Origin of the sequence: Candidatus Amarolinea dominans (assembly GCF_016704685.1) — a bacterium.
GTDB classification, from domain to species: domain Bacteria; phylum Chloroflexota; class Anaerolineae; order SSC4; family Amarolineaceae; genus Amarolinea; species Amarolinea dominans.
In genome coordinates this window covers 138,380-164,161 of sequence record NZ_JADIZS010000014.1, presented here as the reverse complement: position 1 = coordinate 164,161, position 25,782 = coordinate 138,380, and the positions used below count along the sequence as shown (strand labels likewise).

Annotated in this window: 23 protein-coding genes; 3 read left to right on the top strand and 20 right to left on the bottom strand. The window is 64.6% G+C overall.

The window, feature by feature from the left end; all coding sequences use genetic code 11:
- Positions 1 to 161: 161 nt before the first annotated feature.
- The 7 genes from IPF85_RS10765 to IPF85_RS10735 are packed head-to-tail and all read right to left on the bottom strand — an operon-like array spanning position 162 to position 8,056.
- Positions 162 to 1,658: a carboxypeptidase M32 gene (locus tag IPF85_RS10765; RefSeq protein WP_343408086.1), complete on the bottom strand. Its 1,497-nt coding sequence runs from the start codon at positions 1,656 to 1,658 to the stop codon at positions 162 to 164.
- Between the two features lie 40 nt (positions 1,659 to 1,698).
- Positions 1,699 to 3,636, bottom strand: a complete 1,938-nt coding sequence (locus IPF85_RS10760) for an ABC transporter ATP-binding protein (RefSeq protein WP_343408085.1) — start codon at positions 3,634 to 3,636, stop codon at positions 1,699 to 1,701.
- Between the two features lie 54 nt (positions 3,637 to 3,690).
- Positions 3,691 to 3,906 carry a hypothetical protein gene (locus IPF85_RS10755; protein WP_343408084.1) on the bottom strand — a complete coding sequence of 72 codons (216 nt, stop codon included), beginning with the start codon at positions 3,904 to 3,906 and terminating at the stop codon, positions 3,691 to 3,693.
- A 23-nt stretch (positions 3,907 to 3,929) separates the two neighbouring features.
- Positions 3,930 to 5,051: a response regulator gene (locus IPF85_RS10750; RefSeq protein WP_343408083.1), complete on the bottom strand. Its 1,122-nt coding sequence runs from the start codon at positions 5,049 to 5,051 to the stop codon at positions 3,930 to 3,932.
- A gap of 8 nt (positions 5,052 to 5,059) precedes the next feature.
- On the bottom strand, positions 5,060 to 5,974 hold the full coding sequence (locus IPF85_RS10745; protein ID WP_343408082.1) for a hypothetical protein: 915 nt from the start codon (positions 5,972 to 5,974) through the stop codon (positions 5,060 to 5,062).
- Positions 5,975 to 6,031: 57 nt separating this feature from the next.
- Positions 6,032 to 6,793, bottom strand: coding sequence for an SDR family NAD(P)-dependent oxidoreductase (locus IPF85_RS10740; protein WP_343408081.1), 762 nt, complete (start codon positions 6,791 to 6,793; stop codon positions 6,032 to 6,034).
- A 12-nt stretch (positions 6,794 to 6,805) separates the two neighbouring features.
- Positions 6,806 to 8,056 carry an aminotransferase class I/II-fold pyridoxal phosphate-dependent enzyme gene (locus tag IPF85_RS10735; protein ID WP_343408080.1) on the bottom strand — a complete coding sequence of 417 codons (1,251 nt, stop codon included), beginning with the start codon at positions 8,054 to 8,056 and terminating at the stop codon, positions 6,806 to 6,808.
- A gap of 240 nt (positions 8,057 to 8,296) precedes the next feature.
- Between IPF85_RS10735 and IPF85_RS10730 the strand changes: the two genes are divergently transcribed.
- Both IPF85_RS10730 and IPF85_RS10725 read left to right on the top strand, forming a co-directional pair.
- A complete protein-coding gene (locus IPF85_RS10730) occupies positions 8,297 to 9,706 on the top strand; it encodes a hypothetical protein (RefSeq protein ID WP_343408079.1) in 1,410 nt (469 codons plus the stop codon).
- 63 nt (positions 9,707 to 9,769) lie between these two features.
- The gene (locus IPF85_RS10725; protein ID WP_343408103.1) at positions 9,770 to 10,813 is read left to right on the top strand and encodes a UDP-glucose--hexose-1-phosphate uridylyltransferase; all 1,044 of its coding nucleotides are present in this window, start codon (positions 9,770 to 9,772) and stop codon (positions 10,811 to 10,813) included.
- A 173-nt stretch (positions 10,814 to 10,986) separates the two neighbouring features.
- Here the strand turns inward: IPF85_RS10725 and IPF85_RS10720 are convergent, their stop codons facing one another.
- The 13 genes from IPF85_RS10720 to IPF85_RS10660 all read right to left on the bottom strand — a co-directional run bounded on the left by IPF85_RS10720 (position 10,987) and on the right by IPF85_RS10660 (position 24,868).
- Positions 10,987 to 11,367, bottom strand: a complete 381-nt coding sequence (locus IPF85_RS10720) for a cupredoxin domain-containing protein (RefSeq protein ID WP_343408078.1) — start codon at positions 11,365 to 11,367, stop codon at positions 10,987 to 10,989.
- Positions 11,368 to 11,387: 20 nt separating this feature from the next.
- Positions 11,388 to 13,142, bottom strand: coding sequence for an HAD-IC family P-type ATPase (locus tag IPF85_RS10715; RefSeq protein WP_343408077.1), 1,755 nt, complete (start codon positions 13,140 to 13,142; stop codon positions 11,388 to 11,390).
- 344 nt (positions 13,143 to 13,486) lie between these two features.
- A complete protein-coding gene (locus IPF85_RS10710) occupies positions 13,487 to 14,008 on the bottom strand; it encodes a hypothetical protein (RefSeq protein WP_343408076.1) in 522 nt (173 codons plus the stop codon).
- Positions 14,009 to 14,087: 79 nt separating this feature from the next.
- Positions 14,088 to 16,538: a copper-translocating P-type ATPase gene (locus IPF85_RS10705; RefSeq protein WP_343408075.1), complete on the bottom strand. Its 2,451-nt coding sequence runs from the start codon at positions 16,536 to 16,538 to the stop codon at positions 14,088 to 14,090.
- A gap of 561 nt (positions 16,539 to 17,099) precedes the next feature.
- Positions 17,100 to 17,495 (bottom strand): DUF302 domain-containing protein, encoded by a 396-nt coding sequence (locus IPF85_RS10700; RefSeq protein ID WP_343389505.1) that lies wholly within the window; start codon positions 17,493 to 17,495, stop codon positions 17,100 to 17,102.
- A 73-nt stretch (positions 17,496 to 17,568) separates the two neighbouring features.
- Positions 17,569 to 17,781, bottom strand: coding sequence for a hypothetical protein (locus IPF85_RS10695; RefSeq protein ID WP_343408074.1), 213 nt, complete (start codon positions 17,779 to 17,781; stop codon positions 17,569 to 17,571).
- A 320-nt stretch (positions 17,782 to 18,101) separates the two neighbouring features.
- Positions 18,102 to 18,353, bottom strand: a complete 252-nt coding sequence (locus IPF85_RS10690; RefSeq protein WP_343408073.1) for a hypothetical protein — start codon at positions 18,351 to 18,353, stop codon at positions 18,102 to 18,104.
- A 51-nt stretch (positions 18,354 to 18,404) separates the two neighbouring features.
- The gene (locus IPF85_RS10685; RefSeq protein ID WP_343408072.1) at positions 18,405 to 21,317 is read right to left on the bottom strand and encodes a multicopper oxidase domain-containing protein; all 2,913 of its coding nucleotides are present in this window, start codon (positions 21,315 to 21,317) and stop codon (positions 18,405 to 18,407) included.
- A gap of 76 nt (positions 21,318 to 21,393) precedes the next feature.
- The gene (locus IPF85_RS10680) at positions 21,394 to 21,594 is read right to left on the bottom strand and encodes a hypothetical protein (protein WP_343408071.1); all 201 of its coding nucleotides are present in this window, start codon (positions 21,592 to 21,594) and stop codon (positions 21,394 to 21,396) included.
- A gap of 200 nt (positions 21,595 to 21,794) precedes the next feature.
- Positions 21,795 to 23,516 (bottom strand): histidine kinase, encoded by a 1,722-nt coding sequence (locus tag IPF85_RS10675; protein ID WP_343408070.1) that lies wholly within the window; start codon positions 23,514 to 23,516, stop codon positions 21,795 to 21,797.
- Positions 23,506 to 24,174: a response regulator transcription factor gene (locus IPF85_RS10670; protein WP_343408069.1), complete on the bottom strand. Its 669-nt coding sequence runs from the start codon at positions 24,172 to 24,174 to the stop codon at positions 23,506 to 23,508. The genes IPF85_RS10675 and IPF85_RS10670 overlap by 11 nt, the downstream gene beginning before the upstream one ends.
- 150 nt (positions 24,175 to 24,324) lie before the next feature.
- Positions 24,325 to 24,516, bottom strand: coding sequence for an SHOCT domain-containing protein (locus IPF85_RS10665; RefSeq protein WP_343408068.1), 192 nt, complete (start codon positions 24,514 to 24,516; stop codon positions 24,325 to 24,327).
- A 241-nt stretch (positions 24,517 to 24,757) separates the two neighbouring features.
- Positions 24,758 to 24,868, bottom strand: a complete 111-nt coding sequence (locus IPF85_RS10660; protein ID WP_343408067.1) for a multicopper oxidase domain-containing protein — start codon at positions 24,866 to 24,868, stop codon at positions 24,758 to 24,760.
- A gap of 500 nt (positions 24,869 to 25,368) precedes the next feature.
- On the opposite strand from IPF85_RS10660, the gene IPF85_RS10655 reads away from it, so the two are divergent.
- Positions 25,369 to 25,779, top strand: a complete 411-nt coding sequence (locus IPF85_RS10655; RefSeq protein WP_343408066.1) for a metalloregulator ArsR/SmtB family transcription factor — start codon at positions 25,369 to 25,371, stop codon at positions 25,777 to 25,779.
- Positions 25,780 to 25,782 lie beyond the last annotated feature (3 nt).

The window sequence follows — 25,782 nt, the reverse complement described above, 5'->3', positions numbered from 1 at the left end:
AATTGCGGAGCGCATCCTCAGACTCTTGCCACGAATGACACGAATTCACACGAAGACAAATACCAATTCGTGAAAATTCGTGAAATTCGTGGCAGAGACCGTTTTCCCTCTTGCCACGAATTACACGAATTCACACGAAAACAAAAAACAATTCGTGGCAGCTACAGCTTCATGAACTTGTTCGTCAGATAGCGCATGAAGGGGCCGGCGTCCAACTCGCCGCCGGTGGCGCGCTGCAGCAGTTCGTTGGCGCTGAACTTGCGGCCATGCATATGGATGTTGCTGCGCAGCCAGCCCAACAGGTTGCTGAAGTCGCCGCGCCCGATGTCGTCCCAGAGCGCGGGGAACTGACGCTGCGCGGCGTCGAAGAATTCCGCGGCCATCAGGTTGCCCAGGGTGTAGGTGGGGAAGTAGCCAATGAGCGCCTGCGACCAGTGGACATCCTGCAGCACGCCGTCGGCGTCGTTGGGCGGCGTGATGCCCAGGTAAGCGTCCATGCGTTCGTTCCACAGCGCGGGCAGATCGGCCACACGCAGGCTGCCGTCCAGCAGGCCGGTTTCCAGCTCGAAGCGCAGCATGATGTGCAGGTTGTAGGTGACCTCGTCCGCGCCGATGCGAATCAGCGAGGGCTGCACGCGGTTGACGATGCGGAAGAAGGTATCCAGGCTCACGTCGCCCAGCGCGTCGGGGAACGCGGCCTGCACCTGGGGATAGAAGTAGTTCCAAAAGGGCCGGCTGCGGCCGATGACGTTTTCCCACAGCCGCGATTGCGATTCATGCACGCCCAGCGAAGCGCCGTGACCCAGGGGCGTTCGCCCCAGCGCCGGGCTGACGCCCTGTTCGTAGAGGGCATGGCCGGTTTCGTGCAGCGCGCTGAAAAGGAAATAGGCCAGGTCGTCCGCGAGGATGCGCGAGGTGATGCGCACATCGTCCATGCTGAAGCTGGTGCAGAACGGGTGCGGCGCGGCATCGTGGCGCCCACGCGTAAAATCGTAGCCGAAGCGCCGCATCAGGTCGTAGACCAGGGTGCGCTGGCGCTCCACGTCGTAGCGCCGACGCAGCACGCCGTCGTCCACGGCCGCGCCGTTGGCCCTGATGGCCTGCAGCAGGCCGGTGATCCGGGGCCGCAGGTCGTCGAAAATGACCGTGATCTGGCCGGTCGTCATGTCCGGCTCATACTCGTCGAGCAGGGCGTCGTAGGGATGCTCGTCGAACCCCAGGTAATCGGCGCGCTGCCGCGCCAGGGCGAACATGCGCTCCAGGTTCGGTTGGAAGAGCTTGAAATCCGAGGCGGCCCTGGCCCGCACCCAGGCATTGTGGCTCAGCGCAGCGGCCTCGGTCATTTCGGCCACGAAGCTGGCCGGGATTTTGACCGCCCGCTCGTAATCGCGCTGTGTGACCTGCAGCAGGCGGACCTCGTCGCTGTCCGGCGGCAGGTCGGCCGCGGCGCTGTGCAGATCGGCCAGCAGGCGTCCGGTCTCCTCGGCCACGAAGATTTCATGCGCAAGGCGGTGCAGGGTTGCCAGTTGACGGGCGCGGGTGGCATCGGCCGCCGGCGGCATGTAGGTTTGATGATCCCATTCCAGCACGGCGGCCGCGCGTCCCAGGTCATCTACCTGGGCCAGGCGAGAACGTAGTTGTTGCAGTTGTGTTTCCATTCCAGCAAATCTCTTTACGCGAGTTGTTTTGCTGAAAGATTCAGGCCGGCTCTTGTCTGAATTGGGTTTCGTACAGGCTGGCATAGAGGCCATCCTGCGCCAGTAGTTCTGCGTGCGTGCCCTGTTCCACCAGCCGGCCCTGGTTCATCACCAGGATCAGGTCCGCGGCCAGGATGGTGCTCAGGCGATGGGCGATGACCAGGCTGGTGCGGCCCTGCATCAACGGCTGCAGCGCATCCTGGATCAACGCCTCGGAATGCGAATCGAGGTGACTGGTGGCCTCGTCCAGGATCAGCACGGTGGGATTCTTGAGCAGCACCCGCGCAATGGCCAGGCGCTGTTTTTCGCCGCCGCTGAAGCGATAGCCGCGCTCGCCCACAATCGTGTCGTAGCCGTCCCTCAGGCTGGCGATGAAATCGTGGATGTTGGCCGCGCGGCAGGCCGTTTCCAGCTCGGTCTGGGTAGCGTCGGGCCGGGCGTAGAGCAGGTTGGCGCGCACGGTGTCATGAAACAGGTACGATTCCTGCGTCACCATGCCGATGGTGTGGGCCAGGGTCGCGCCGGAGAGGTCGCGCAGGTCATGGCCGTCCAGGGTGATCTGCCCGGCCGTGCAGTCATACAGCCGCGGCAGCAGGTAGGTGACGGTGGTTTTGCCCGCGCCGGATGGGCCAACCAGGGCTACCAGTTGGCCCGGCTTGATCTCGAAGCTGATGTCGTCGAGCGCCAGCAGGCGCGGGGCCAGGGTGGGCGCCGGCGCTGAGATGACCGGGTCGCTTTCCTCTGCGTCCCCTGGCCGCTCATCGCGGCCAGCCGGGGGCGCGGCCGGTTCCTCGCTCTCCCCGGCCTGGGCCGCGAGCGCCAGACCGGCTGCGCCATAGCCAAAGGAGACGTGTGAGAACTGCACATGGCCGGCCACCTGCGGCAGCGTGACCGCGCCCGGCCGGTCGGCAATCTCCACCGGCAGATCGAGGTATTCGAACACCCGCTCGAAGCTGACCATGGCGGTCTCGAATTCGACGCGCACGTTGGCCAGCGCGGAGATGGGGCCGTAGAGCTGACCCAGGTAGTTGACGAAGGCGACGATGGTGCCCACGGTGAACGCGCCTTGCAGCGCCAGGCGGCCGCCCCACCAGAAAACCAGCGCGCTGCCGATCGAGCCAACGATGCCGAGGCCCAGGAAGAACCAGCGGCCGACCAGGGCGCGGCGGATGCCGATGGCGCGCACATTGGCGTTGATCTGACCAAAACGCTGCACCTCGTCCGCCTGGCGGCCAAAGAGCTTGACCAGCAGCGCGCCGTTGACATTGAGCGTTTCGTTCATCAGGGTGTTCATGTTGGCGTTGTATTCCATCGCCTTGCGCGCAATGTCACGCAGGATGACGCCCACGCGCCGCGTGGGCAGGAGGAAGAGCGGGAAGATGGCAACGGCAAGGATCGTCAGGCGCCATTCCAGGGAGATCATGATGGCAAGCGTGGAGATCAGGCCGATGACGTTGGTCACGATGTTGACCAGGGTGCCGGTGACCGCGTTCTGCGCGCCGATCACGTCGTTGTTGAGCCGCGACATCAGCTCGCCGGTCTTGGTGTTGGTGAAGAAGCGCAGCGATTGGCGCTGCATGTGGGTGTAAAGCTCCTGGCGCAGGTCATAGATGATGCCTTCGCCCACGCTGGCGCTGAGGAAGCGCTGCCAGACGCTGATCAGGCCGCTGACGATGGGGATGGCGATCATGCCGAGCGCCAGCCAGTTCAGCCGCGTCAGGTCGCGGTTGGGGATGGCGTTGTCAATCAGGTCGCGGTAGAGCAGCGGCGGCGCCAGGCCCAGGACAGAGGTGAACGCGATGATGAGCAGCATCAACGCCGCGCGGGGCAGGTAGGGGCGGGCATAGCTCGCCACACGGCGCAGCAGGCTGCGGGTGATCTTCGGTTTGCCCTTGGTCTCGTCGTAGCGCAAGAATGCCGACCAGTTGCCGTGTGCCATCGCCCTCCTGATAATCTCTCCAGTGAGCCTCGTCATGAAACAGGCGTGGTTCCGCTATCCCGCCAGACGGGTCCGCTGACTCCACTCGATGTTCGAGATCGGACTAGCCGCCAGGCCGACCAGCGCCGCCAGCAGCAGGAGGCTGCCGCAGCCCAGGCCGGCGAACCGGCTCTTGGTGCGCGTCTTCTTCGCCACTGCAAAGCGCTGGCCGCACGTGGGGCAGCGCTCGCTGCCGTCAGGCACCGGCTGGCCGCAGTTGTAACATTCCATCGCTTGCTCCTCCCCGCTTTTCCTCACGCCTCGCCGGCATTGGTGAGCGGCAACACCAGCGAAAAGGTGCTGCCGACCCCTTCCGCGCTGGTGACCAACATCTGGCCGCCGAGCACTTGGACCAGTCCATGGGCAATGGCCAGCCCCAGGCCGGCGCCCTGCTGCTCGTACTGCGAGCGGTTGATCTGCTGCAGCACATTGAACAGGTGCGGCAGTTCGCCGGACGCCATGCCGACGCCGTGATCCACGACATCAATGCGCACCGTGTCGCCCTCGCGGAACGCACGCATCCACACCTGGGCAGCGCGACCGCGCGAAAACTTGATGGCATTGTCCAGCAGCCGTGTCAAGATGTCGGTCGCATAGACAGGGTTGGTGCGCACAATCAGACCGGGTTCCGCGGTCACGCTGACGGTGATATGCGCTTCGGCCGCCTGCGACGCACGCGTCCTGGCTGCGTTGTGTACCATGTCCGCCAGGCTGACTTCCCCCTGGTTGGCCAGCATGGCTTCCTCCATTTGATTGGTTTCCAGCCGCACCAGCAGCAAGAAATCCTCGACCAGCCGGTTGAGCCGCTCGCTCCCGCGGCGAATGCCGCGCAAGAACTCCTGAAAAGAATTGATGTCAATGCCAGGCCCGGACATCTCCAGCAGCTCGCTGTAGCCCTGGATGAAGGTGAGCGGTGTGCGGAATTCATGGCTCAACGTGCGCACGATGGAGGACTTGAGGTCGTTGATGGCCGCAACCGAGAAGGTCTCCAACTGTCGTGAGCGCTTCAGCTTGCCCTCGACCGCCACCAGCAGGTCTTCGGAGTCGAACGGCTTGGTCAAATAGTCATCCGCGCCTAGCTGCTTCCCCATACGGACGTCGGCCCGTTCCCCTTTGGCCGTCAAGAAGATGAAGGGGACGGCATTCCACGCCCGGTTTTGGCGAATCGAATCGTACAACTGATAGCCGTCCATCTGTGGCATCATGATGTCCGAGATGATCAGATCGGGCGTGTGGGTGCCCATCAGGGCAAGCGCCTGGTCGCCATCACCGGCCGTCATCACGTCATAGCCGGCCAATTCCAGAATGTCGCGTACGCCATCGCGCATGGCGTCATTGTCTTCGACAAGCAAGATACGCTGTTTGGATATTGCCATTTGATCCCTCACTCGCTCCACCCAATCCCAAAGACAGGCGGCAGTTCATCGCTGAGTACGAACCACGCCGGAGAATCAGCAGGGGTCTGCCAGGGCGCCCGCAACAAGGCGCCCGTGCCTTCGATGCCAAAGATCGTCAGCGGGGCCAATTTGATTTGGCGCAGGTCAAGCGGCGCCGCGATGGGCGCGGGGAACCAGGTGCGGCCGCCATCCTGACTGCCGATGAGGGCCGGGTGTCCGGAGGTGGTTCGAAGCAAGCCGGCGCACTGAGCCGAGGATGCCGCGGGGAATGCGCTGACTGCACAGGCGGCCCGTGTATTCCGGGCCAGTTCCCAGGTGGCGCCATCATCGGTGCTGCGCTGAAGTCCGTCATCTGCAGCCAGTAGGAGCAAGCGGGGCAAGGCCGTCAACTCATGCAGGCGTCCGGCGTTGGCAAGAGAGACCAGCCAGGTACGGCCACCATCGGACGAGCAATGCAACGCTCCTCCGACGCCGGCGTCAAGCACATAAACCTGTCCGGTCTGAGTGGGGTGGGTCACCACCTGGGGCGGCCTGGGCGCCGCGGCGGCCGCCAACGCCAGGTCGGGCAACGGTTCCCAGGTTTCGCCGCCATCACTGCTGCGATAGACTGCGGCCGGCAGGGTGGTGACAAAGATCACGCGCGGGTCGGTGGCGTCGAAGGCGATGCTGTGTACATACGGGCTTTCCAGCCCCCGACTCATGGGGCGCCAACTGCCGCCGCCGTTGACACTGCGAAACAGACCATGCCCATCCGCGCCGGCAAAAATCACGTCTTTCTGATGCGGACTGACGGCCACCGTCCAGAACGCACGCCCCTGCAACTGCGCATGGCGCACCTGCCAGTCGGCGTCGTCTCGCCGCATCACCCACACGCCATCCGCGGTGGCTGCACACAAGCGCATAAGAATCGTTCACCTCAACCCAAGTATAACCTCGTCTGCACGAGAACGCAAACAGCCCTACGCCATCAGCTTACCGCCGTCCACGTGAATGGCCTGGCCGATGATGTAGGCGGCGGCCTCGGAGGCCAGGAACAGGACCAACGGCGTCACGTCTGTCACCTCACCCAGGCGCCGGGCGGGGATTTCGCTCAGCCAGCGCGCCATCTGCTGTTCGTTGTGGCGCAGATGTTCGGTCATGGGCGTGACGATGACGCCCGGACAGACCGCGTTGACCCGCACGCCATAGGCGGCAAACTCACGCGCCGCCTCTTTGGTAAAACCGACCTGGCCGGCCTTGCTGGCGGCATAGCCCGAGCGCAGATAGAGCGGCTGCGCCTTGCCGGCCGTCGAGGCGATGTTGATGATCGCGCCGCGGCCCTGCGCCTGCATGATGCGCCCGACGGCCTGGGTACACAAGAATGTACCCTTGAGGTTGGTGTCCAGCACCACATCCCAGTCGGCCTCGCTCATCTCCAGGATCGAAGCCACCGGCTCCACGCCGGCATTGTTGACCAGGATGTCCACATGACCCCAACGCGCCAGGGCTGCGGCCACCAGGGCGTCAACAGCGGTCCGGTCGCGCACATCGGCCGTCACGGCCAGCGCGTCCGCGCCTTGCGCGTGCAGCTCCGCGGCCACCGCCTGCGCCGTCTGCGCATCGAGGTCGTTCACCAGGACGGCGGCGCCGGCCGCAGCAAACGCCAGCGCCAGGCCACGGCCAATGCCGCGCCCGGCGCCGGTGATGAGAGCCACCTGCCCAGTAAAATCAAAGGTGAGCATGATTCCCGCTTCTCAGGCAATGACGCCCAGCGCGCGGCCGGCGCGGGCAAAGGCCGCCAGCGCATCCTCGATGTCTTCCGCCGTATGCGCAGCCGTCACGTTAGCACGGATGCGGCTGGTGCCATCCGGCACGGCCGGCGGCAGGACGCTCAGGGCAAAGATGCCATCTTCCTGCAGGAGATGGGTCATGGCCATCGCGCGCTCGTCGGTGCCCACGATGACCGGGATGATGGGCGTCACCGTGCGGCCGGTGTTGAAACCGAGCGCCTTCAGCCCGCCCAGGAAATGCTCCACATTGCGCTGCAGAATCGCCTTACGCGCCGGCGCTTCTTCTTCCAGCACCTCGAACGCAGCCTTGGCCGCGGCCGCGACCGGCGGCGGCAGCGCGGCCGAAAAGACAAAGGCCCGCGCCACATGCTTGAGATAGGTGATGGTGCGCTTGTCGCCGGCGATGTAGCCGCCAATGGCGGGAATGGTCTTGCTGAGGGTGCCCATCTTGATGTCAATCGCGCCGGGCATGTCGAAGTGCTCCTCGATCCCGCGGCCGGTCTTGCCCAAAACGCCCAGGCTATGGGCCTCATCAACCATCAAGCGCGCACCGTAGCGCCGGCACACATCCACCAACACCGGCAGGTTGACGATGTCGCCGTCCATGCTGAAAACGGCATCTGCCACCACCAGCTTGCTCACGCCGGCCGGCGCCTTGCGCAGCTGCCGCGCCAGGTCATCCATGTCGTTGTGGCGAAAGCGCACGAACTCGGCGCGACTCAACAGGCAGCCATCCACGATACTGGCATGGTTCCATTTGTCAGACAGCACCCAATCGTTACGCCCCACCAACGTGGAGATCGTCGCCAGGTTGGTGGCATAGCCGCTGGAGTAGGTAATGGCGTCGTCTGTGCCTTTGAAACGGGCGATGGTCTGCTCCAGCTCCTCATGCAAGGTCAGGGTGCCGGCCAGGATGCGCACCCCATGCGTTCCGGTGCCGAAGCGATCAATCGCCGCCTTCGCGGCTTCATTGATCTTGGGATGATTGAGCAGTCCCAGGTAGCTGTAGGACGCAAACATCAGTTTCTTGCGGCCACGCACCAGTACATGCGCGCCGTCAAGTTCGGCTACGGGCTGCAAAAAGTAATAGACATTATCTTCCTGACCACGGCGCACGCGTTCGGCCATCTCATTGATGCGCCACTGCACCGTATCTTGCCAGGAAGTCGGCTCCGTCGGTTGGTCTGGGGCAGCAGCCAAAGGTTGTTGCAACATGGTAATCTCCTGCTTCGACTCTCTTCTCTTGTCACGCGGCAGCTTTGCCACCACCACAACACGGCGTTTTGCGCGCAATATCGCCAGCGAACAGGCTTCTGTGGACAGAAACATCGGGAAAAACACGCGCCCGTGACAAAGGTTACGGGAAGTTTAACACAAGGGTATTGCATTTACAAGGTAGGCATGTCCCTGTTATAATGGGGCAGCAACTTCAACCACGGAGGCGGATCAGTTTCGATGCGACCAACCTTCGACGCGCTCATGCTGGCGCTGCTTGTCATTGCCCGTGTACGCATTGACACCCTGGCCGATGCCGCGGTGCTGCCCCTGCGCTTTCAGGATGTGGCGCGGCAGCCGTTCCTGGGCCGGCTGCTCTCACCGGCTGCCATGAATGCCTTCGGCGCGGTCTACGCCGATCCCCTGGCGCTCGTGCTCATCGCGATCAGTTTTGTCAGCCTGGCCCTCTACCTGGTGGTGGACGGCCTGCGCGACCGCCTGTCGGTCGGCCTGACCGCGCGCCTGAAATGGCTCCTGCTCATCGTGATCGTGCTGGCAACCGTCGTCGCGCCCACCCTCAAGCTGATCCTTCTGCGCCAGGGCAGCGGCCCGGCCAGCTACAGTCACGACGGCGGCGTCATCCAGACCGAGGCCACGATCCAGTTCTTCCTGGACGGCCGCAACCCCTACCAGGCCGACTACACCCAGACCCCGATGGCCGAATGGGGTTTCAACGAGTACCGCACCGCGCTCTACCATTACCCCTACCTGCCCTGGACATTCGTCTTTTCCACGCCCTGGTACCTGCTCAGCCAGGCCCTGCTCGGCTGGTACGATCAGCGCTTCGTCTACCTCCTGCTCTTCCTGCTGATGCTGGCGCTGACCCCCGGCCTGGCGCGGCGCGGCGAAGCGGGCGATTCGCCCCACGCCGGTTCCCCCGCGCTGGCGCTCACCGCGCTGCTGGCGCTCAACCCCATCATGGCGAACGACATCCTCTTTGGGCAAAACGACAGTTTTGTGCTCTTTTGGCTGCTGCTGGCGCTCTGGTTCTGGCGCCGGGCCAATTCTGCGCCCGCGCTGGGCTGGCTTTCGCCGCATACGCTCTCTGCGGTCTGCTTCGGCCTGGCCTGCGCCAGTAAACCGACTGCCTGGTTTCTGGCGCCCTTCTACGCCCTGCTGCTGCTGCGATCAGGCTTGGCTGACCGCCGCCTGGCTTGGCGCGGCCAGTTGACCGGCTTGATCTGGCGACTGCTGCCGGCCGTTGTGGCCTTCGCCGCCCTGGTGTTGCCCTACGCCCTGTGGGATTTCGACGCGCTGCTGGATGATGTCTGGCGCTGGTCCAACGGCACGGCCAGCCAGGCCTATCAAATCTGGGGCTGGGGCGCCAGCAACTTCGTCCTGGCCCTGGGGCTGGTGCGCGACCGCTTCGCCTACTGGCCGTTCTGGATCCCGCAACTGCTGCTGGCGGGACCGGCCCTGGTCTGGCTGCTGCGCCGGCAGTGGCTGGACAACAGCCTGGCCGGCGCAGCCTGGCGCTACGGACTCTTCCTCTTCTTCTTCCTGCTCGTCTCACGCTTCCTGAACGAGAACTACCTCGGCTTCATCCTGGCCTTCTGGGCGCTCGGCTATTTCGGTGCAGACCATGAATGAATTCACTACTGACGATCTGCCGCCATCCGGCTATGATTCGGACCAGAAAGAGGTATTTCGATGATGGAATCATTCGTCCCAACCAATCACGTTCACCGCCGCTTCAACCCGCTCACGGGCGAGTGGGTGCTGGTCTCGCCGCACCGCACGCAGCGCCCGTGGCAAGGCCAGGTGGAAAAACTCCCGTCGGAAACCCGCCCCAGCCACGACCCCACCTGCTATCTCTGTCCGGGTAACGGTCGCGCCGGCGGCGCGCACAACCCCCTGTACGACAGCACTTTCGTCTTCACCAATGACTTTGCCGCCCTCGTGCCCGACACCCCCGACGGCGAGGTGGACGATCCGCTCTTCCGCGCCGCGCCCACGCCGGGCGCCTGCCGCGTGATCTGCTTCTCGCCACGTCATGACCTGACCTTGCCCGAAATGCCAGTCGCACAGATTCGGGCCGTGGTAGATGTGTGGGCCGCGCAATCCGCAGAACTGGGGCAGACCTATCGCTGGGTGCAGGTGTTCGAGAACAAGGGCGCGATCATGGGCTGCTCCAATCCCCATCCCCACGGCCAGGTCTGGGCGCTGAACGCGCTGCCCAACGAACCGGCCAAAGAAGAGGGCCAGCAGCGCCGCTATTACGCACAGCACGGTCGGCCGCTGCTGTTGGATTACGTGGCCCGCGAACTGGACCTGGCCGAGCGCGTGATCGTGGCGAATGACGACTGGGTTGCACTGGTTCCCTACTGGGCAGTGTGGCCGTTCGAGATCCTGCTGCTGCCGCGGCGGCCGGTGCTGCGCCTGCCTGACCTGGGCGCCGCGCCGCGCGCCGCGCTGGCAGACATCCTCAAGCGCCTGCTCACGCGCTACGACAACCTCTTCGAGACCTCGTTCCCCTACTCGATGGGATGGCATGGCGCGCCCTGGTCAGCCGGCGACTACAGTCACTGGCAGTTGCACGCGCACTTCTACCCGCCGCTGCTGCGCTCGGCCACCGTCAAGAAATTCATGGTCGGTTACGAGATGTTGGGCGAGGCGCAGCGCGACATCACCCCCGAACAGGCCGCGGCGCGGCTGCGCGAGGTATCGGAGATTCATTACAAAGTCGCCGCCGAATGAATTCGGGGCGAAGGCGTCCTGCTGCCCCCCCCCCCCCCCCCCCCCCGGCCCCCCCTCCCCGGGCTCCGCCGCCCCGCGCCCGCCCGCGCCGGGCCGGGTGCTGGGGCTCCCCCCCCGCCCTGTCCGCCCGCCCGGCCCCCCCGTCCCCGGCCCGTGTGAGGCCATCCCCCTGTTTACGACTCCACAATCAGTTTCCCGCGCAGCATACCCATCTGGCACTGGAAGCCGTACTCGCCCGGCTTGTCTGGCGTGAATTCAATGCTGACTTCCTCGCCTTCCGGCAGCCTGGCGCTGCGGCTGAAGTCGGGGAAGAGCACCGTTTCGGAGCAGGAGGAGCTTTCCTGGCGGGTGAAGCGCAGGCGCACCGGCCGCCCGGCCTTGACGACGATGACATCCGGCGTGTAGCCGCCTTTGACGGTGACGGCGACTTCCTGGGCGCCACCTGCACCAGCAGTGGCGCGGGTTTGGCCTTTCGGCGCGAACCAGAAGAACCAGGCGATGAAGCCGCTCACGGCGATCCCTGTCAGCGTGACGGCGATTTGACTTGCAGTCATGGGTCGTGTACTCCTTTGTTCTAGCGGGCGCTGAACCGCGGCTTGAACGCGCGCAGCCGGTTGGCGTTGGTCACCACGGTGACGCTGGAGAAGGCCATTGCGGCCCCGGCGAGCAGCGGGCTGAGCAAGATGCCGAAGAACGGGTAGAGCAGCCCCATCGCCACCGGCAGGCCCAACACGTTGTAGATGAACGCGCCGACCAGGTTCTGCTCGATGTTGCGCATGGTCGCCCGGCTGACTTCGATGGCCGTCACCACCCCACGCAGGCTGCCTTTGATCAGGGTGATATCGGACGCCTCGATAGCGACGTCCGTGCCCGTGCCGATCGCCAACCCCACATCGGCCTGCGCCAACGCCGGCGCGTCATTGATGCCGTCGCCCCCCCCCCCCTGCGCCAGGGCGGTGTCCTTGCCGACCTTGGTCGTGCGGAACTTGAACGCGCCGGTCTTGTTGAGCGTCGCGCCGATCACTTCGTCACCCGCCTGCTTGCTGACCGGCAGCGATTCGCCGGTGAGCATGGACTCGTCCACCGCCGAGCTGCCCTCCAGGATCACGCCATCCACCGGCACCTTTTCGCCGGGGCGCACTTGCACCACGTCGCCGACCAGTACCTCTTCGACCGGGATGTCAAGTTCCTGACCGTCGCGGATCACGCGGGCGGTCTTCGCCTGCAACCCCATCAGCTTCTTGATGGCCTCGCTGGTGCGGCCCTTGGCGCGCAATTCAAGCGCCTGGCCCAACACGACCAGGGCGATCACCACGGCCGCCACGTCGTAGAACGGCTCCGAGGTGCCTTCGGGGAACAGGCGCGGGAACAGGACGGCGACGGTGGAGTAGAGCCAGGCCGCGCCCGTGCCGAGCGCGATCAGGGTGTTCATGTTGGCCGCGCGGTGCTTGAGCGCCGCCCACGCGCCGGTGAAGAAGTGGCCGCCCGACCAGAAGAGCACTGGCAGGGTCAGCAACGCCGCGGCAAGCCAGGCCAGGCGCAAGGTCGCCATGTTCCAGTCGCGCACGAACGGGATGTACTGGGGGTAGGCCGTCAGCAGCACCGGCACCGAGATGAAGGCGGCAAAGAGGAACTTGTGGAACAGGCTGCGGTACTCGCGATCGTGCTCCGCCTCTTGCTTGTCAACCGGTTCCACGCTGGCGGCCGGCCGGGCCTGGTAGCCCCAGTCCTGAATCACGCTGTGGAGTTGTGCCAGGGTGGTCTGTTGGGGCAGGTACGCGACCGTGGCTTCCTGGGTGCCGACGTTGACGGTCGCGCTGAGCACGCCCGGCGTCGCCCGCAGGTCCTCCTCGATGAAGCCGACGCAGGACGCACAGCGCAAGCCCGCGATACCGATGCGCGTCTGCGCGCCGCCGGCCCGGAAACCGGCCGGCCGGAGCGCCGCGGCCAGGGCGGCGGTGGTGGCGCGTTGTGGGTCGTACTCGACCGTGACCACGCTCGCGCCGATGTTGGCGTGCGCGCTGCGGACCCCCGACACGCCGGCCACGGCCGCCGCGACGGCCTGCCCATCTTGCTCCCGCTTCAGACCGAGCACTGGCAGTTCGACGCGGACCAGCGGCAAAGCCGGGTTGAAGCCGGTCGTGGCCGAACCAACCGGCAGCGGCGTCTCCGTCGCAGCAAGCGTTGCCTGCGCGTACCGGTGCGGGTCGGCGTCGAACTTCTCGACGCACTTGGGCGAGCAAAAGTAAAACGTCTGCCCCATGTGCGCGCGGCTGGCTACCGCGTCCTGGGGTTCGATATCCATGCCGCAAACGGGATCTTTGACCATGATGCCAGTTCCTTTCCCGGCGCCTTTGCGCCAAGTATCATGATAGCAGATCAACCCGTTCCGTACACGCGCCGATTGCTGGGAATTGCCATACGCCGAACGACCTATGGTCACCTGGACCGCCAGAATCTCGGTTGTGCAGCCTGGATCCCACGTGGACCCATTATCAAAAAAACAGGAGATCCATCGCACTCCGCCCTCAATCCGGCGCAGCAGGCGAACTAAGGGCGGGCTGCTCGACCTCGCTGGCAATCGAGCCGGCGAGCAGCCCGCCCTGCACGGCGAGACAGCTCAGGCCGCCCGTGGTTAACCCGGTGATGAAGGCAAGGATGATCGGGCATAGCTTAGCGTTTTCCACCATCCCAGACGACGAACGGCATATTGACGACGATCCCTGGCTGCTCGATCGTGACTTCCCCGGCGTCCTTCGCCGCCATGACCTCCGCTACCGCCTTGAGCTCGCGCGCCTTGGCCGGATCCGCCCAGGTCACCGCGTTGATGTTACGGAGCGGGCTGTAACCGTCGGTCCCCGGCGGATTGGGGAATACGTCCGACTGGAAGCCGAACGGCCCCTTGCCGGCCACCCCATTGGTGAACACGTAGACCTGCGCCAGCGCGTCGGCGGGCATCTTCGCCAGCGACGGGACGAAGATCACGGGCGACTTCATCATGCTGGTCAGCTTCTCGGCGACGCCGGAATCGGATGCCTCGGTGTGGACGAAGAAGATCTCCTTGCCCTCGGCCCAGGCCTTGCCGGCCGGCAGTGCGGCGGTGGGTATCCGCTCGGTTTGGGGCGTGCATCCCGCCACGACCAGGACGGCGAATACGGCTACGAACAAGAGGACGGCAAATCGTTTAGTTTTCATCTTTTTCTCCTTGAAGGTGGTTAGGGACGTACCCTTGGGTCGCCCCCATTCGGGCAGGTGCGAGGCCATGCCTTTACGATCAAATCTTCTGCCCGCGCAGGCGCAGGCTGTTGCTGACCACAAAGACGCTGCTGAACGCCATGGCGCCGGCTGCCAGCATCGGGTTCAGGAAGCCCAGCGCGGCGGCCGGGATAAGGATGATGTTGTAGATGAAGGCCCAGAACAGGTTTTGCTTGATGGTCCGCAGGGTCTTGCGCGAAAGTGAGATGGCGCGCGCCACCCCGCGCAGATCGCCGCTGATGAGGGTGACCGGTGCAGCTGCCATCGCCACGTCGGTGCCGGTGCCGATCGCGAGGCCCACGTCCGCCTGCGCCAGGGCCGGCGCGTCGTTGACGCCGTCGCCGACCATCGCAACCACTGCGCCGGTCGCCTGTAGCTTCTTGACCTCGGCCGCCTTACCTTCTGGCAAAACCTCGGCGAGTACCGTATCCACGCCCACCTGGCGGGCGATCGCTTCGGCGGTGCGCCGGTTGTCGCCGGTGATCATCGCGACCTGCAAACCCATGCGGTGTAGGTCGGCGATCGCAGCCTGTGAGCTGTCCTTGACCGTGTCGGCCACGGCGATCACGCCGCGCACGCTGCCGTCGGCCGCGACCAACATGGCGGTCTTGGCCTCGGTCTGCAGGCGATCGACGACGCCTGTCAGGCCGTTCAGTGCATAGCCCCGCGCGGCCATCATACGCAGATTGCCGACGGTGATGCGGTGGCCATCCACCTCGGCCTCCACGCCGTGGCCTGCCTCGGCCCGGAAGCCCTGTGGTTCGGCGAGGATGAGGCCGAGGCGACCCGCTTCGGCCCAGATCGCTTCGCCGAGGGGATGCTCGCTGCCCTTTTCCACCGAAGCGGCGTAACGCAGCAACTTGTCAGCCGCGAACTCGCCATCGGTGACGATGTCGGTCACGGCCGGTTGGCCCTTGGTGATGGTTCCTGTCTTGTCCAGCACGACGACCTTCACCTTGCCGGCGCGCTCCAGGGCTTCGGAATTGCGGAACAGGATGCCCATCTCCGCGCCCTTGCCCGTGCCCACCATGACGGCGGTCGGCGTGGCCAGCCCCATCGCGCACGGGCAGGCCACGACCAGCACGGCGACCGAGTAGATCAGCGCGCGCGTGAAGACGGTCATGTCGGAGTTGATCGGCAGCGCCGGGCCGAAGAAGTACCACCCGAGAAAAGTCAGCGCCGCGATCCCGAGCACGATCGGCACAAAAATGGCCGAAACCTGGTCGACCAGCTTCTGGATCGGCGCTTTGCTGCCCTGCGCTTCCTCCACCAGGCGGGTGATCTGCGCCAGCGCAGTCTCCTTGCCGACTTTGGTCGCTTCAAACTTGAGCAGGCCGAGCTTGTTGAGGGTCGCGCCGATCACCGGATCGCCGGGCTTCTTCTCCACCGGCAGCGATTCGCCGGTGAGCATCGACTCGTCCACGGCCGAGCGCCCCTCGACGACCACCCCGTCCACCGGGATCTTCTCGCCCGGCCGGACGAGCACCACGTCGCCGACCATGACGTCGTCCACGGGGACTTCCAACTCCACCCCGGCGCGTACGACGTGCGCAGTCTTGGCGCGCAACCCCATCAGCTTCTTGATCGCCTCGCTCGTGCGCCCCTTGGCGCGCGCTTCGAGGAACTTGCCCAGCTTGATCAGCGTGATGATGACGGCGGCGGTTTCGAAGTAGACGTGCCCGCTCAACCAGCCGAAAACAACCGGCAGGCTGTAGAAGAACGCCGCCGAGGAACCCAGCACGATCAACACATCCATGTTGGCGGAGCGGTTGCGCACGGCCTTGCCCGCGCCGACGTAGTACTGCCAGCCAACATAAAACTGCACCGGGATCGCCAGCGCCAGCAGCAGCCAGTTGAACCACGGCTGGGGTGTGGGCATCCCGTGTACGGCTGAGGTCGAGGCGTAGAAGAAGGGTGGTAGCAGGCCCCAGTCCATGCCCATCGAGAGGAGGAAGAGCGGCACGGTGAAGATCACACCGATGATCAGCAGGCGCCGCTGGTTGTCGATTTCTTCCTGGCGGGCGGCCGCCTCCGCATCCTCGGCATCGCCGCCCAGTTCCAGCGCCTCGAAGCCCGCCGCGGCCACCGAGCGGCGGATTTCCGCTTGGCTGATGACCGTGGGCACGTACCGGACGCGTGCTTTCTCGGTCGCGTAGGTGACCTGGACTTCGAGCACACCTTCGAGCTTGCGCAAGGCGCTTTCCAGCCGCCGCGCATCGTTGTCATCGTCCAGGCGCTTGATGATCAGGTCTGCCTCGCCGGTCGCGACGCCGTAGCCCGCGCGTTCGACGCGCGCGATCAAATCGGTCAGCCCCAGCTTGGCCGGATCGAACTCCACGGCGGCGCGCTCGGATGACAGATTCACGGAAGCAGTCTGGACGCCATCCAGTTTTTTCAGATTGCGTTCCACCGTGCCAACGCAGTTGGCGCAGGTCATGCCGGTAATGGGCAATGTAAGCTGTCTAGACAAATCTACCTTCTCCTATTCTGGGACCCAGCCGTGTTGATCGCGGTTCAGAACCGATACGCAATATATAACATCCGCTGACCGGGCGCAACGGCCGTCCGGCGCGGAACGACCGCGCTATTTGGCGCGTCAAGCGGGACGCGTCTGCCTGAATAACGCTGCGGGCAAGCCGCGCGGGGCGTTACCGGTCTGGGGGCGCCGGTTCCATCCCCGGGTTCCAGCCATCTGGCGTAAGGGAATGATCGCAGTTTGAAGTAGAGACTCGTGGGGACCGAAGGGGATATGGCGGAGCGCGGCCCGAGCACACCGCAGGTGAGTGTAGGTGCGGCCGCCATCGTCGTTGCGGCTGTCTTCCTGTGGGTCGGCATCGGTCAGCGTAAGCCTGGGCTGCCAGGCGCGCAGAAAGTCGCAAACCACGCCGAACCCAGGCGCGGCCCTGAGCCGCACTCGTCAAGACATAAACTGAGTCCAGAATGAGCCTCGCACCTCCGTCTGGAAACTCTAGTCGGATGTGTTTCCCGCTGGAGGCAATCATGCTCATCGCTCAATAGCCGCTCATCTGGATCACTTGAGGCTTGCAATCACACGCTGCAGTCTGGTTCTGGCTTCCACGGCAACCTCGTGCGCCATCGGGTCTTCTTTGAGGACGCCAAGGATTTCCACCGGGTCCGCGGCGGTGACAACAGAACCTTCGCCTTCTTCGTACACGGTGACATTGCAAGGCAGCAGCAAGCCCACGTCCAGGTTGGCCGAGAGCGCACGATGAGCGAGCGGGGGATTGCACGCGCCCAGGATCACATAACGGCGGAAGTCCGCGTTGATTTTCTGTTTCAGTGTGGCCTTCACGTCAATCTGCGTCAACACGCCGAAGCCTTCTGCCTTGAGCGCATCCGTGGTTTTCTGGACGGCTTGCTCGTAGGGCAGATTTATTCTAGCGCGTATACCAATATCAGTCGCCATAGGGTTTTCCTCCTTATCAGGGTAGTGTTTTGAGGTAGACGATCACGTCGGCCAGATCGTCGTCGCTGATTGTCTAGCGCGGCATGTCCGACTTCAACTGCGTGCCGTCGGGATCTTGACCCTTCACTACCGCCAGGCGGAACTTTTCGAGGTCGAATTCGCCCTGCAAGACCGCCCAGCGAATGTGCTTGGCGTCCATCACTTGATTCATGCCCATGCGGTGTACGCCGCCCCGCCCATCCGTGCCGTGGCACGAGGCGCACGCCAGTTGCCCGCTCCCCATCATCCAGCCGCTCGACGCCGGGCCGCCCGTGTAGGTGATGGCCGTACCGCGTTCACTCGTGGCGGTGAAATAGATGCGTTCACCGTTCGTAGGAACAGCATAACCGAAGGGATCGGCCCTGTCATCAGCGCAAACGATAGACCCGGTATAGCAAAAAGGCCGCTTTTCTGGGCGGACCTTTTAACTTTTGTCGTACGATGTTTGGTGTAATCGTGGCCGGAATCGGTCTGTCGGGATCTCATTCTGGGGTTGTGACGCCCGGCTGGATTTACCCCCCAAGGTCCACGGCGCGACGGAGCGACTTACTTACGGCCGCGATCAGTCTACCCCCACGTGCCAGGCACTTCGCAAGTGCCTGGCACGTCCGCTGATAGCGCGCGATCCACGATGGGCAGCAGCCAGAAGATCAGGCCGAACGCGGCCAACAGGCCGGTGCCCAGCCGCGCCAGGGAATTGAAGGAACCCCAGGCGTCCCCCGCGTAAAACGTCGGCGGCAGCAGGTTGCCGGTCAGGACCGCCAGCCAGGCGTTGCTCTGGCGAAAGCCGGCGGTCACGCCCCACAGGTCGCTGATCACGTGCGTGATTCCGGCGGATCAACTGTGTGCTGACTCACAGGCCCTCTCGGGCTACCCGCCATGCCCCATATTCTGTTCCATTGCCGGGAGCTTCAGTTCGATCTGACCCGACAGGGCCGGGGCTGGCGCAAGCGGCAGAAAACTGATGCCGTTCGGCGCTGCGCCGGTCGGCGTTCGGGCGACGATCTTGCGGGCTGCGATGTCCAGCACCGCAATGTCGTTCCCATACAGGTTGGTGATGTACGCATAGCGACTCGACGGCTCGATCACGACGCCATGCGCGCCCTGGCCGGTCGGCACGGTGTCCAGGACGGTGAAGGTGGCCGTGTCAACAATGGACACCGTGGTGCTCGGCTTATCCTTCGTGCCCTGGTTCGCCGCCAGCAGATACTTGCCGTCCGGCGTCACGTAGACCTGGATCGGGCCGACGCCGACCTGGACTTTACCGGCGAGCTTGCGCGTGCTCACGTCCACCTTGCCCACGGCGTTCTCGCCGTTGAGCGAGACGTAAACGAACCTGCCGTCCGGGCTGAAGCCGACCTGCACCGGCTTCTGGCCGACCTCGATATCGGCGACCTTGCGGTTGGTCGCGGTATCAATCACGCTCAGGGTGTTGTCGTTGACGTTGGCGACATACACCCACTTTCCGTCAGGGCTGGGGCGCAGGCCGTGGGGGAACTTGCCGACCGGAATCGTCGCCGTGACTGTCATAGCAGCCGTGTCTATCACCGTGATCGTGTCGTCGCTGCTATTGGTCACGTAGACCGTCTTGCCGTCGGGCGCCAGGATGACGTGAGCCGGGTCGCGGCCGGTCGGAACCACGCCGCGCACCGTGTAAGTCGTCGGGTCAATCGCCACCGCCAGCGCCGAGTGCCCACTGATCGCCCAGACGCTCTTGCCGTCGGCCGCGGTCTGGAGGTTGTGCGGCCCGGGGATGCCGGTCAGCGTGGCGGCGACCTGGTTCGTAGCCGCGTTGATGACGCTGATGCTGTCGCCGTCCTCGTTGGCCACCCAGACGCTGCCCTGGACGCCGATTCCTTGCGCGGCCGCCGGGTCGGTGACATTCACCAGCGCCACCAGCCCGCCCGGCTCCGTGCCATCGTTGGTGACATGGTGCAGCACGTGGCAGTGGAACATCCAGGTTCCCACGTTGTCGGCCACGAATTCGATGTCCACCAGCTCGCCAGGGTTGACCGGAACCGTGTTGCGCACGATCTGCTGCTCCGGCGGCAGCGGCACACCGTCGTAGGCCACGATCTTGAAGTTCATGCCATGCAGATGCATAGGATGCGTGAATTGGCCGACGTTCGCCAGCCGCACGCGCACGCGCTGGCCCTTCCCCACCTCGATCGGCGCGGTTTCCGGGAAGCTCTTGCCGTTGATGGTGAAGTAGTTCGGCTCGCCGCCGGCCATCGGCATCGCCGGATAGGTCTGGCCGTCCGGTCCGATCCGCCACTCGGAGAGCATCCAGGTCACGTCCACTGCGGGTGTGTTGGTCGGCGGGGTCTTTGGGTCTACGATGAACGGCGCGTACAGGCCGACCATCACCTGCTTGTCAGCGGCAATGTGTGAGTGATACATGAACGTGCCGGCCGGCGGCGCGGTGAACTCGTAGGTGAAGCGCGCACCCGGCTGAATCGGCGTGACGCCGTCCATGGCGTTGGGAACCGGGATGCCATGCCAATGGATGCTGGTGGCTTCGGGCAGCTCGTTCTTGAGGACGATGCGCACCTTGTCGCCCTCGGTGACGCGGATCATGGGGCCGGGCACCGTGCCGTTGTACGTCCAGGCGGTCACCTTGACGTCCCCCAAGATCGCCCAGCGTACGGGGCTGGCGGTCAGCTCGAAAACTTTGACGCCGTTCTCGACCTTGAAGGTCAGCGGTTGGCCGCCGACTTTCGCCGTGGCCTCTGGCACGCCGGCCGAGGGGATCGCGGCGCCGTGGCCGCTCATCCCACCCATGCTGTCCATGCTTCCCGCGCCGCCCATCATCTGCATCATCTGTGACATCATGCCCATCATCTGTGGCATCATTTGGCCCTGGGCGTCGGGGGACATGGTCTTCATCATGGCCATCATGTCCTGCATCTTTGCCATCATACCCATCATGTCGCCTGACATAGGCATCGTACCTGACATGGGCGTGGTGCTGGTGATCGCGCTGCCAGACCCCATCATGCCTTGCATCATCTTCATCATCTCGGCCATCATGCCCATCATGTCACCCGACATCGGCATCGTACCGGACATGGGCATTGTGCCGGTGACGGCGTTGGTAGATCCCATCATGCCGCCCCGGTCCATCGGCATCGTGCCGGTGACAGGGGCGGTCGTGGCCATCCATGCGTTTTCGGAGAAAACGCAGCCCATGTTGCCGCCGGTCGCCGCGCCGGCCGGCCCCAGGTCCCAGGCGAACTTGCGCTCCGGGACGCCGGCCAGGTTACGAATCACTACGGTGATGCTGTTCACGCCCTCCAGGATCGGTTTTCCTGCCGCGGTTACGCTGGGGAAGCTCAACGTGCCTTCCACGTGGTGTCCGCCGCCGGCCGGGGCCTGCCACAACTTCGTCGTCACTTCGTTGTCGCCAATCTTCAACACGGCCAGCTTCGCCAGGTCACCACCCAGCTCCACTGAATGCGTATCCATGACAACCTTGAAGTCGAGGGTGCTGGCTTTGGCGTCGCCCAGATTCAGCGGGGTGATGTCAACGGTCACCGCGCCGGCCTCCGCGCTCTGAGTCAGATTGCCCGTCGGGGCCGGCGCCGCCGGCTTGGCCTGAGTTGCTGCAGGCGTCTGGGTTGGCGCCGCCGTGGGTTGTGTGGCGGCGGCTGGGGCCTGGATCGGGGTGGCGGTCGGTTGTGCGCCCGAGCAGGCAGCCAGGATCAAGGCCAGGAGGGCCAGGCTGATGAAGACCGCCAGCGAACGGACTGTGCGCCGGCTCGGTTGGATGTGATGCAAGGTCATGTGGGTTCTCCTCACTCGAAAGAAATTCTAGCTTCGGCAGGGAAGCGCCGCGTCTCTGCCAACGGATACCTTCAGATTACCGCAAACTGCCGTCCGGGGTAAGCGCCAGTATGCGCATCAGTCGTCGGGCCAGCAGCACCAGCGCCAACAGCCCAACCAAAGTCACAAGCCATACCGGCGCAGCTAAGTAGAGCACCGCGGCGAGCGCCGCGAGCGGCACCAGGCAACAAACGGCGAGCAGAGGGACGAGCATCTTGTAAACAGTCTGGTTGCGCATGGCAGTCCTCACCTCGAAATCGGACTTTCTCAGGCTGGCGAGGTCTATGATAGGAAAAAGGCGCTGCGATGTACAGCGCCAGGCGGCGCGTCTTGCGCTCAGCCATTCGGCGCGATTGTGGGAAGCGGAACGAGGGCGCCGTTGCGCTGTGGGAGGAGGTGCAGGTGAGAAATGGCAGATGGGCGGCCCGTGGGCCCTTCTCAGCCGAGCAGCGGGAGCTGCGCGGTAATGGTGACGCCCTGACCGGGGCTGGACGTGATCGTGAGCTGCCCACCGTAGAGCAGGACACGCTCGCGCATGCCCATCAATCCGAAATGGCCCCGGTGGACGAGGTCGGCCGGCGGATCGGGTGGGGTGAAGCCGCGTCCGTCGTCGCGGGTGACCAGTATGAGGTGCTCGGGGGTGAAGGTCACATCCAGCCAGACGTTGCGGGCTTGCGCGTGGGCGGCCACGTTGGCGAGCGCCTGCTGCACGATGCGATAGGCCGCCATCTCGACGTCGGGCGCCAGCCGCACCACCTCGCCGTGGACCGTCAGATGCAGGCACAGCCTGTGCCGTTCCTGCATCTGGGGCGGCAGCATCTCCAGCGCCGGCACGAACCCGAGATCCTCAAGGTAGATTGGGCGCAGATCGCCGATCAGCTGGCGCAGGCTGGCGATCTCCTCGTCAATCAAGCTGTTTAGCTCCTGAAGGCGCGCACCAGCGCGTGCCGGGTCATGGCCGAGAGCTTTCAGGGCCATCTGGCCGCGTTGCTTGAGGGCGATCAGCCCCTGGATGGTAACGTCGTGCAGCTCGTGGGCCAGGCGGGTGCGCTCCGTCTCTTGGCCTTGAGTGATGGCGCTCAGATAGTTCCGCATGCCGCTCTGGTAGGACCGGATGCGCTCGGCCATCTGGGCCAGGGTGATGCGCAGGTCGTCAATTTCCTGCACGCCGCCCACCGGCTGCTCGATGGCATCGAAATCGCCCCAGGCGACCCGCGCGGCCCGGCGATCCAACTCCTGCAACGGCCGCACAACGCTGAGCACGCCGAAAGAGACAGCCAACAGCGCAACTACCGCCACGAAGAGCAGGAGCAACGGCAGCACCTCGACCGTGCTCATGCCCATCGCGGTGATCGTGTGAACATCTTCGACGGTTGCCAGGGTCCAGCCCGGGGGTTCCACGTGCGCATACGACACGAGCAGTTCCCGCCCCTGGCGATCGCGCAGATAGGTCGAACCGGTGCTGGCCGGTGGCAAGCTGCCCAGCACCGCCGAATCCACAGCCAGACCGGCAGGGTCATGGTGGTGAACGCGCCGCCCGGTCTGGTCCAGGACGAACATGGCGCCCTGCATCTGGCCCTCTAGCAGTAGATTGCTTTCGGCCAGGCTCAGGGCCTCCACCGGCAACGCGCCGACCAGGACTTTCCCGCCGGACGCCGGCACGGCGATCAACAAGCGCGCGGTATCGTCACCGGGCAGATCGGTCTCGTATTGCGTCTGGCCGACAGCCGCGGCGCGTGCGGCCAGGAGGCGCGCCGTGTTGCTCGCCGCCCAAGCAGTTGCGGGCGGCGAGGCTGCCACGAGTGCGCCCTGGTCGTCCAGCCAGGCCAGGCCACCGGTGAAACTACCAATAGCATCAAATGGTTGATCTGATAGGGTTGCGGGGAGCTCGGCAGCGGGTAATGCCGCCGCCAGGCGGGCCAGCACGGCGACCTGTTGCGCGATCTCGCGGCCTAAGCGGTTTGCTTCGGCAGCCGCCACGCCCCGGTCGCGATCTTCTACCAGGCGCGTCATCGCCTGGCGATGGCGCGTGACGCCGGCGAGTGACAGTGCGATCAACACCACTGCCAGCGGCAGGATGGTCCAGAGCAACAGTTGGGCGCGCAGGCCGCGCAGGAGCCGATGGCGCCCACGTGGCGGTCCGGTTGACTCAGGCGTCATCCAACACCAGCCAGCCCAGCTTCAGCGCCTTCGTCACCGCCTCGGTGCGGCTGGCAACCGCCAGCTTGCCGTAGATGCTGGCTAGATGCCCCTGCACGGTGCGATCGCTGACGCCCAATTCGGCTGCAATCGCTTTATTGGTCAGGCCGTGGGCGGCCAGGCGCAACACCTCCAGCTCGCGCTCGGACAGTGGCTCGACCTGCTTGGCGGCCGCCGCCGGTTTGCCGGAGGTTATCTGCGCAACCACCTTAGCGGCGATATCTGGAGCCAACACCTTGCCGCCGCTCGCCACCGTCTTCACCGCCCGCACCAGATCGTCAGGGTCGCTGTTCTTCAGCACATAGCCGTCGGCGCCGGCGCGCAGCAGGGCGAAAACGTACGGATCCTCATCGTAGGCGGTGAGGATCAGCACCCGAATCTCCGGGTAGGCGGCCTTGATCTGGCGCGTGGCCTCGATCCCGTTCACGCCGGGCATCTGCACGTCGAGCACGACCACGGCCGGCCGGTATTCGCCAGCCAGGCGCACGGCCTCCGCGCCGCCGGACGCCTCCGCCACCACCGTGACCTCGCCGTCCTCTTCCAGGAACTCACGGATGCCTTTGCGCACGATGGCGTGGTCATCGGCGAGCAAGACACGCAAGGGTACAGAACTCGTCATGGCACACTGTCCTCTGTCACGCGACAGGATTAACGTTGAACCAGGGAGCGTCCGCTGGCTTCCCAGGCGACCATGGCGCCGACCAACCGTCGCGCAGCGATATCGCTCATCCGGCCGCTGCGGCAGTATAGCACAATCTTGGCGTCAGCTTCAAACGCTCAGCTTCTGCCGCAACGCATCGAACTCCTGCGCTGTAATCTCGCCGGCCGCCAGCCGGCGCCGCAGGGTCTCCAGCGCCGTGTCGGGCTGCGCGCTGCGGCTCGCTCCGCTCTGGCCCGAACGCGTCAGCGTCACAACCAGCCAAACCACCAAACCGATGATCAGCCCCCAGAACAGGAGCATGCCTAAGCCACCCCAGAGGCCCATGCCCCAACCCCATCCACCCATCATAAATCTACCCTCACTTTCTGGATCAAAGCGGCAGCGCTCAGCATCTCGCTACGCGCCCTTTCGCAACCTGGTCTCTATCGTCGCGCATCCCGGGGGGGCATGCCAGGGCTTTTCGGCGCGGAGCGCGTTAGGCCATTCGGCGCGGTGATGAGAGGACCTTGAAGGTCTTCGAGACCTCCGAGGTCCGATTAGCTTACTCGGTGACTTTGACCAGCGCCACCAGCCCACCTGGCTCCGCACCGTCGTTGGTGACGGGGTGCAGCACGTGACAATGGAGCATCCAGGTTCCTACGTTGTCGGTCACGAACTCGATGTCTGCCAACTCGCACGGGTTGACGGGAATCGTGTTGCTGTTGCTCAGGCGGCAACGGCATACCGTCGTAGGCCGCGATCTTGAAGTTGATGCCGTGCAGGTGCATGGGGTGCGTGACCTAACCGACGTTCGCCAGCCGCACGCGCACGCGCTGGCCCTTCTTCACCTCGATCGGCGCGGTGTTTCCTGACTCCGCAGCTTGTCCGGCGCAGCATTTGACACACATGCCCAATCGCGGTATCATTTCCATACTTGAGCAAGTATGCAACTGTTGACTTATTGAGAGCGGTCTCACCGGAGATGGAGAGAATGCCTGGAATAGAGACCCTTGATATTCCTGTAGCCGGCATGGATTGCGCCGAATGCACACAGCACGTCCAGCATGCAATCGCGGCGGTTACTGCGCCAGCGCCAAGTTCGCTCGCCACTCATTGGATGATATGTAGCCGTCGTGTGATGCCGCGTCGGCTGCCTGGTAAAGGAGAGTTCGGATGCCTGAGATCGCCCTGAAGACCGTTCCGCCGCCAGTCGTTGAGACCCAGGATGACGTCTGCGAAATCTTGTACGTTGACGAGGCCCGCGTGCGGGCGGTTGCCAGCCGGATGCCAACCGCTGCTGCCATCACGCACGTTACGGATATCTTCAATATCCTCGCAGACCCGACCCGCGCCAGGATCGTGTTCGCACTCTCCCAGGCCGAGCTGTGCGTCTGCGACCTGGCGGCGTTGGTAGGCATCAGCGTGTCGGCCGTCTCCCATCAACTGCGGCTATTGCGTAGTCTGGGGCTGGTCAAGTTCCGCAAGGAAGGCCGGCTGGCCTACTATACCCTGAGCGACGCACATGTCGAACAGTTATTGGGCGATGCCCTGGCGCACGCCCAGCATCTACGCAGAGAGGCCTAGCGA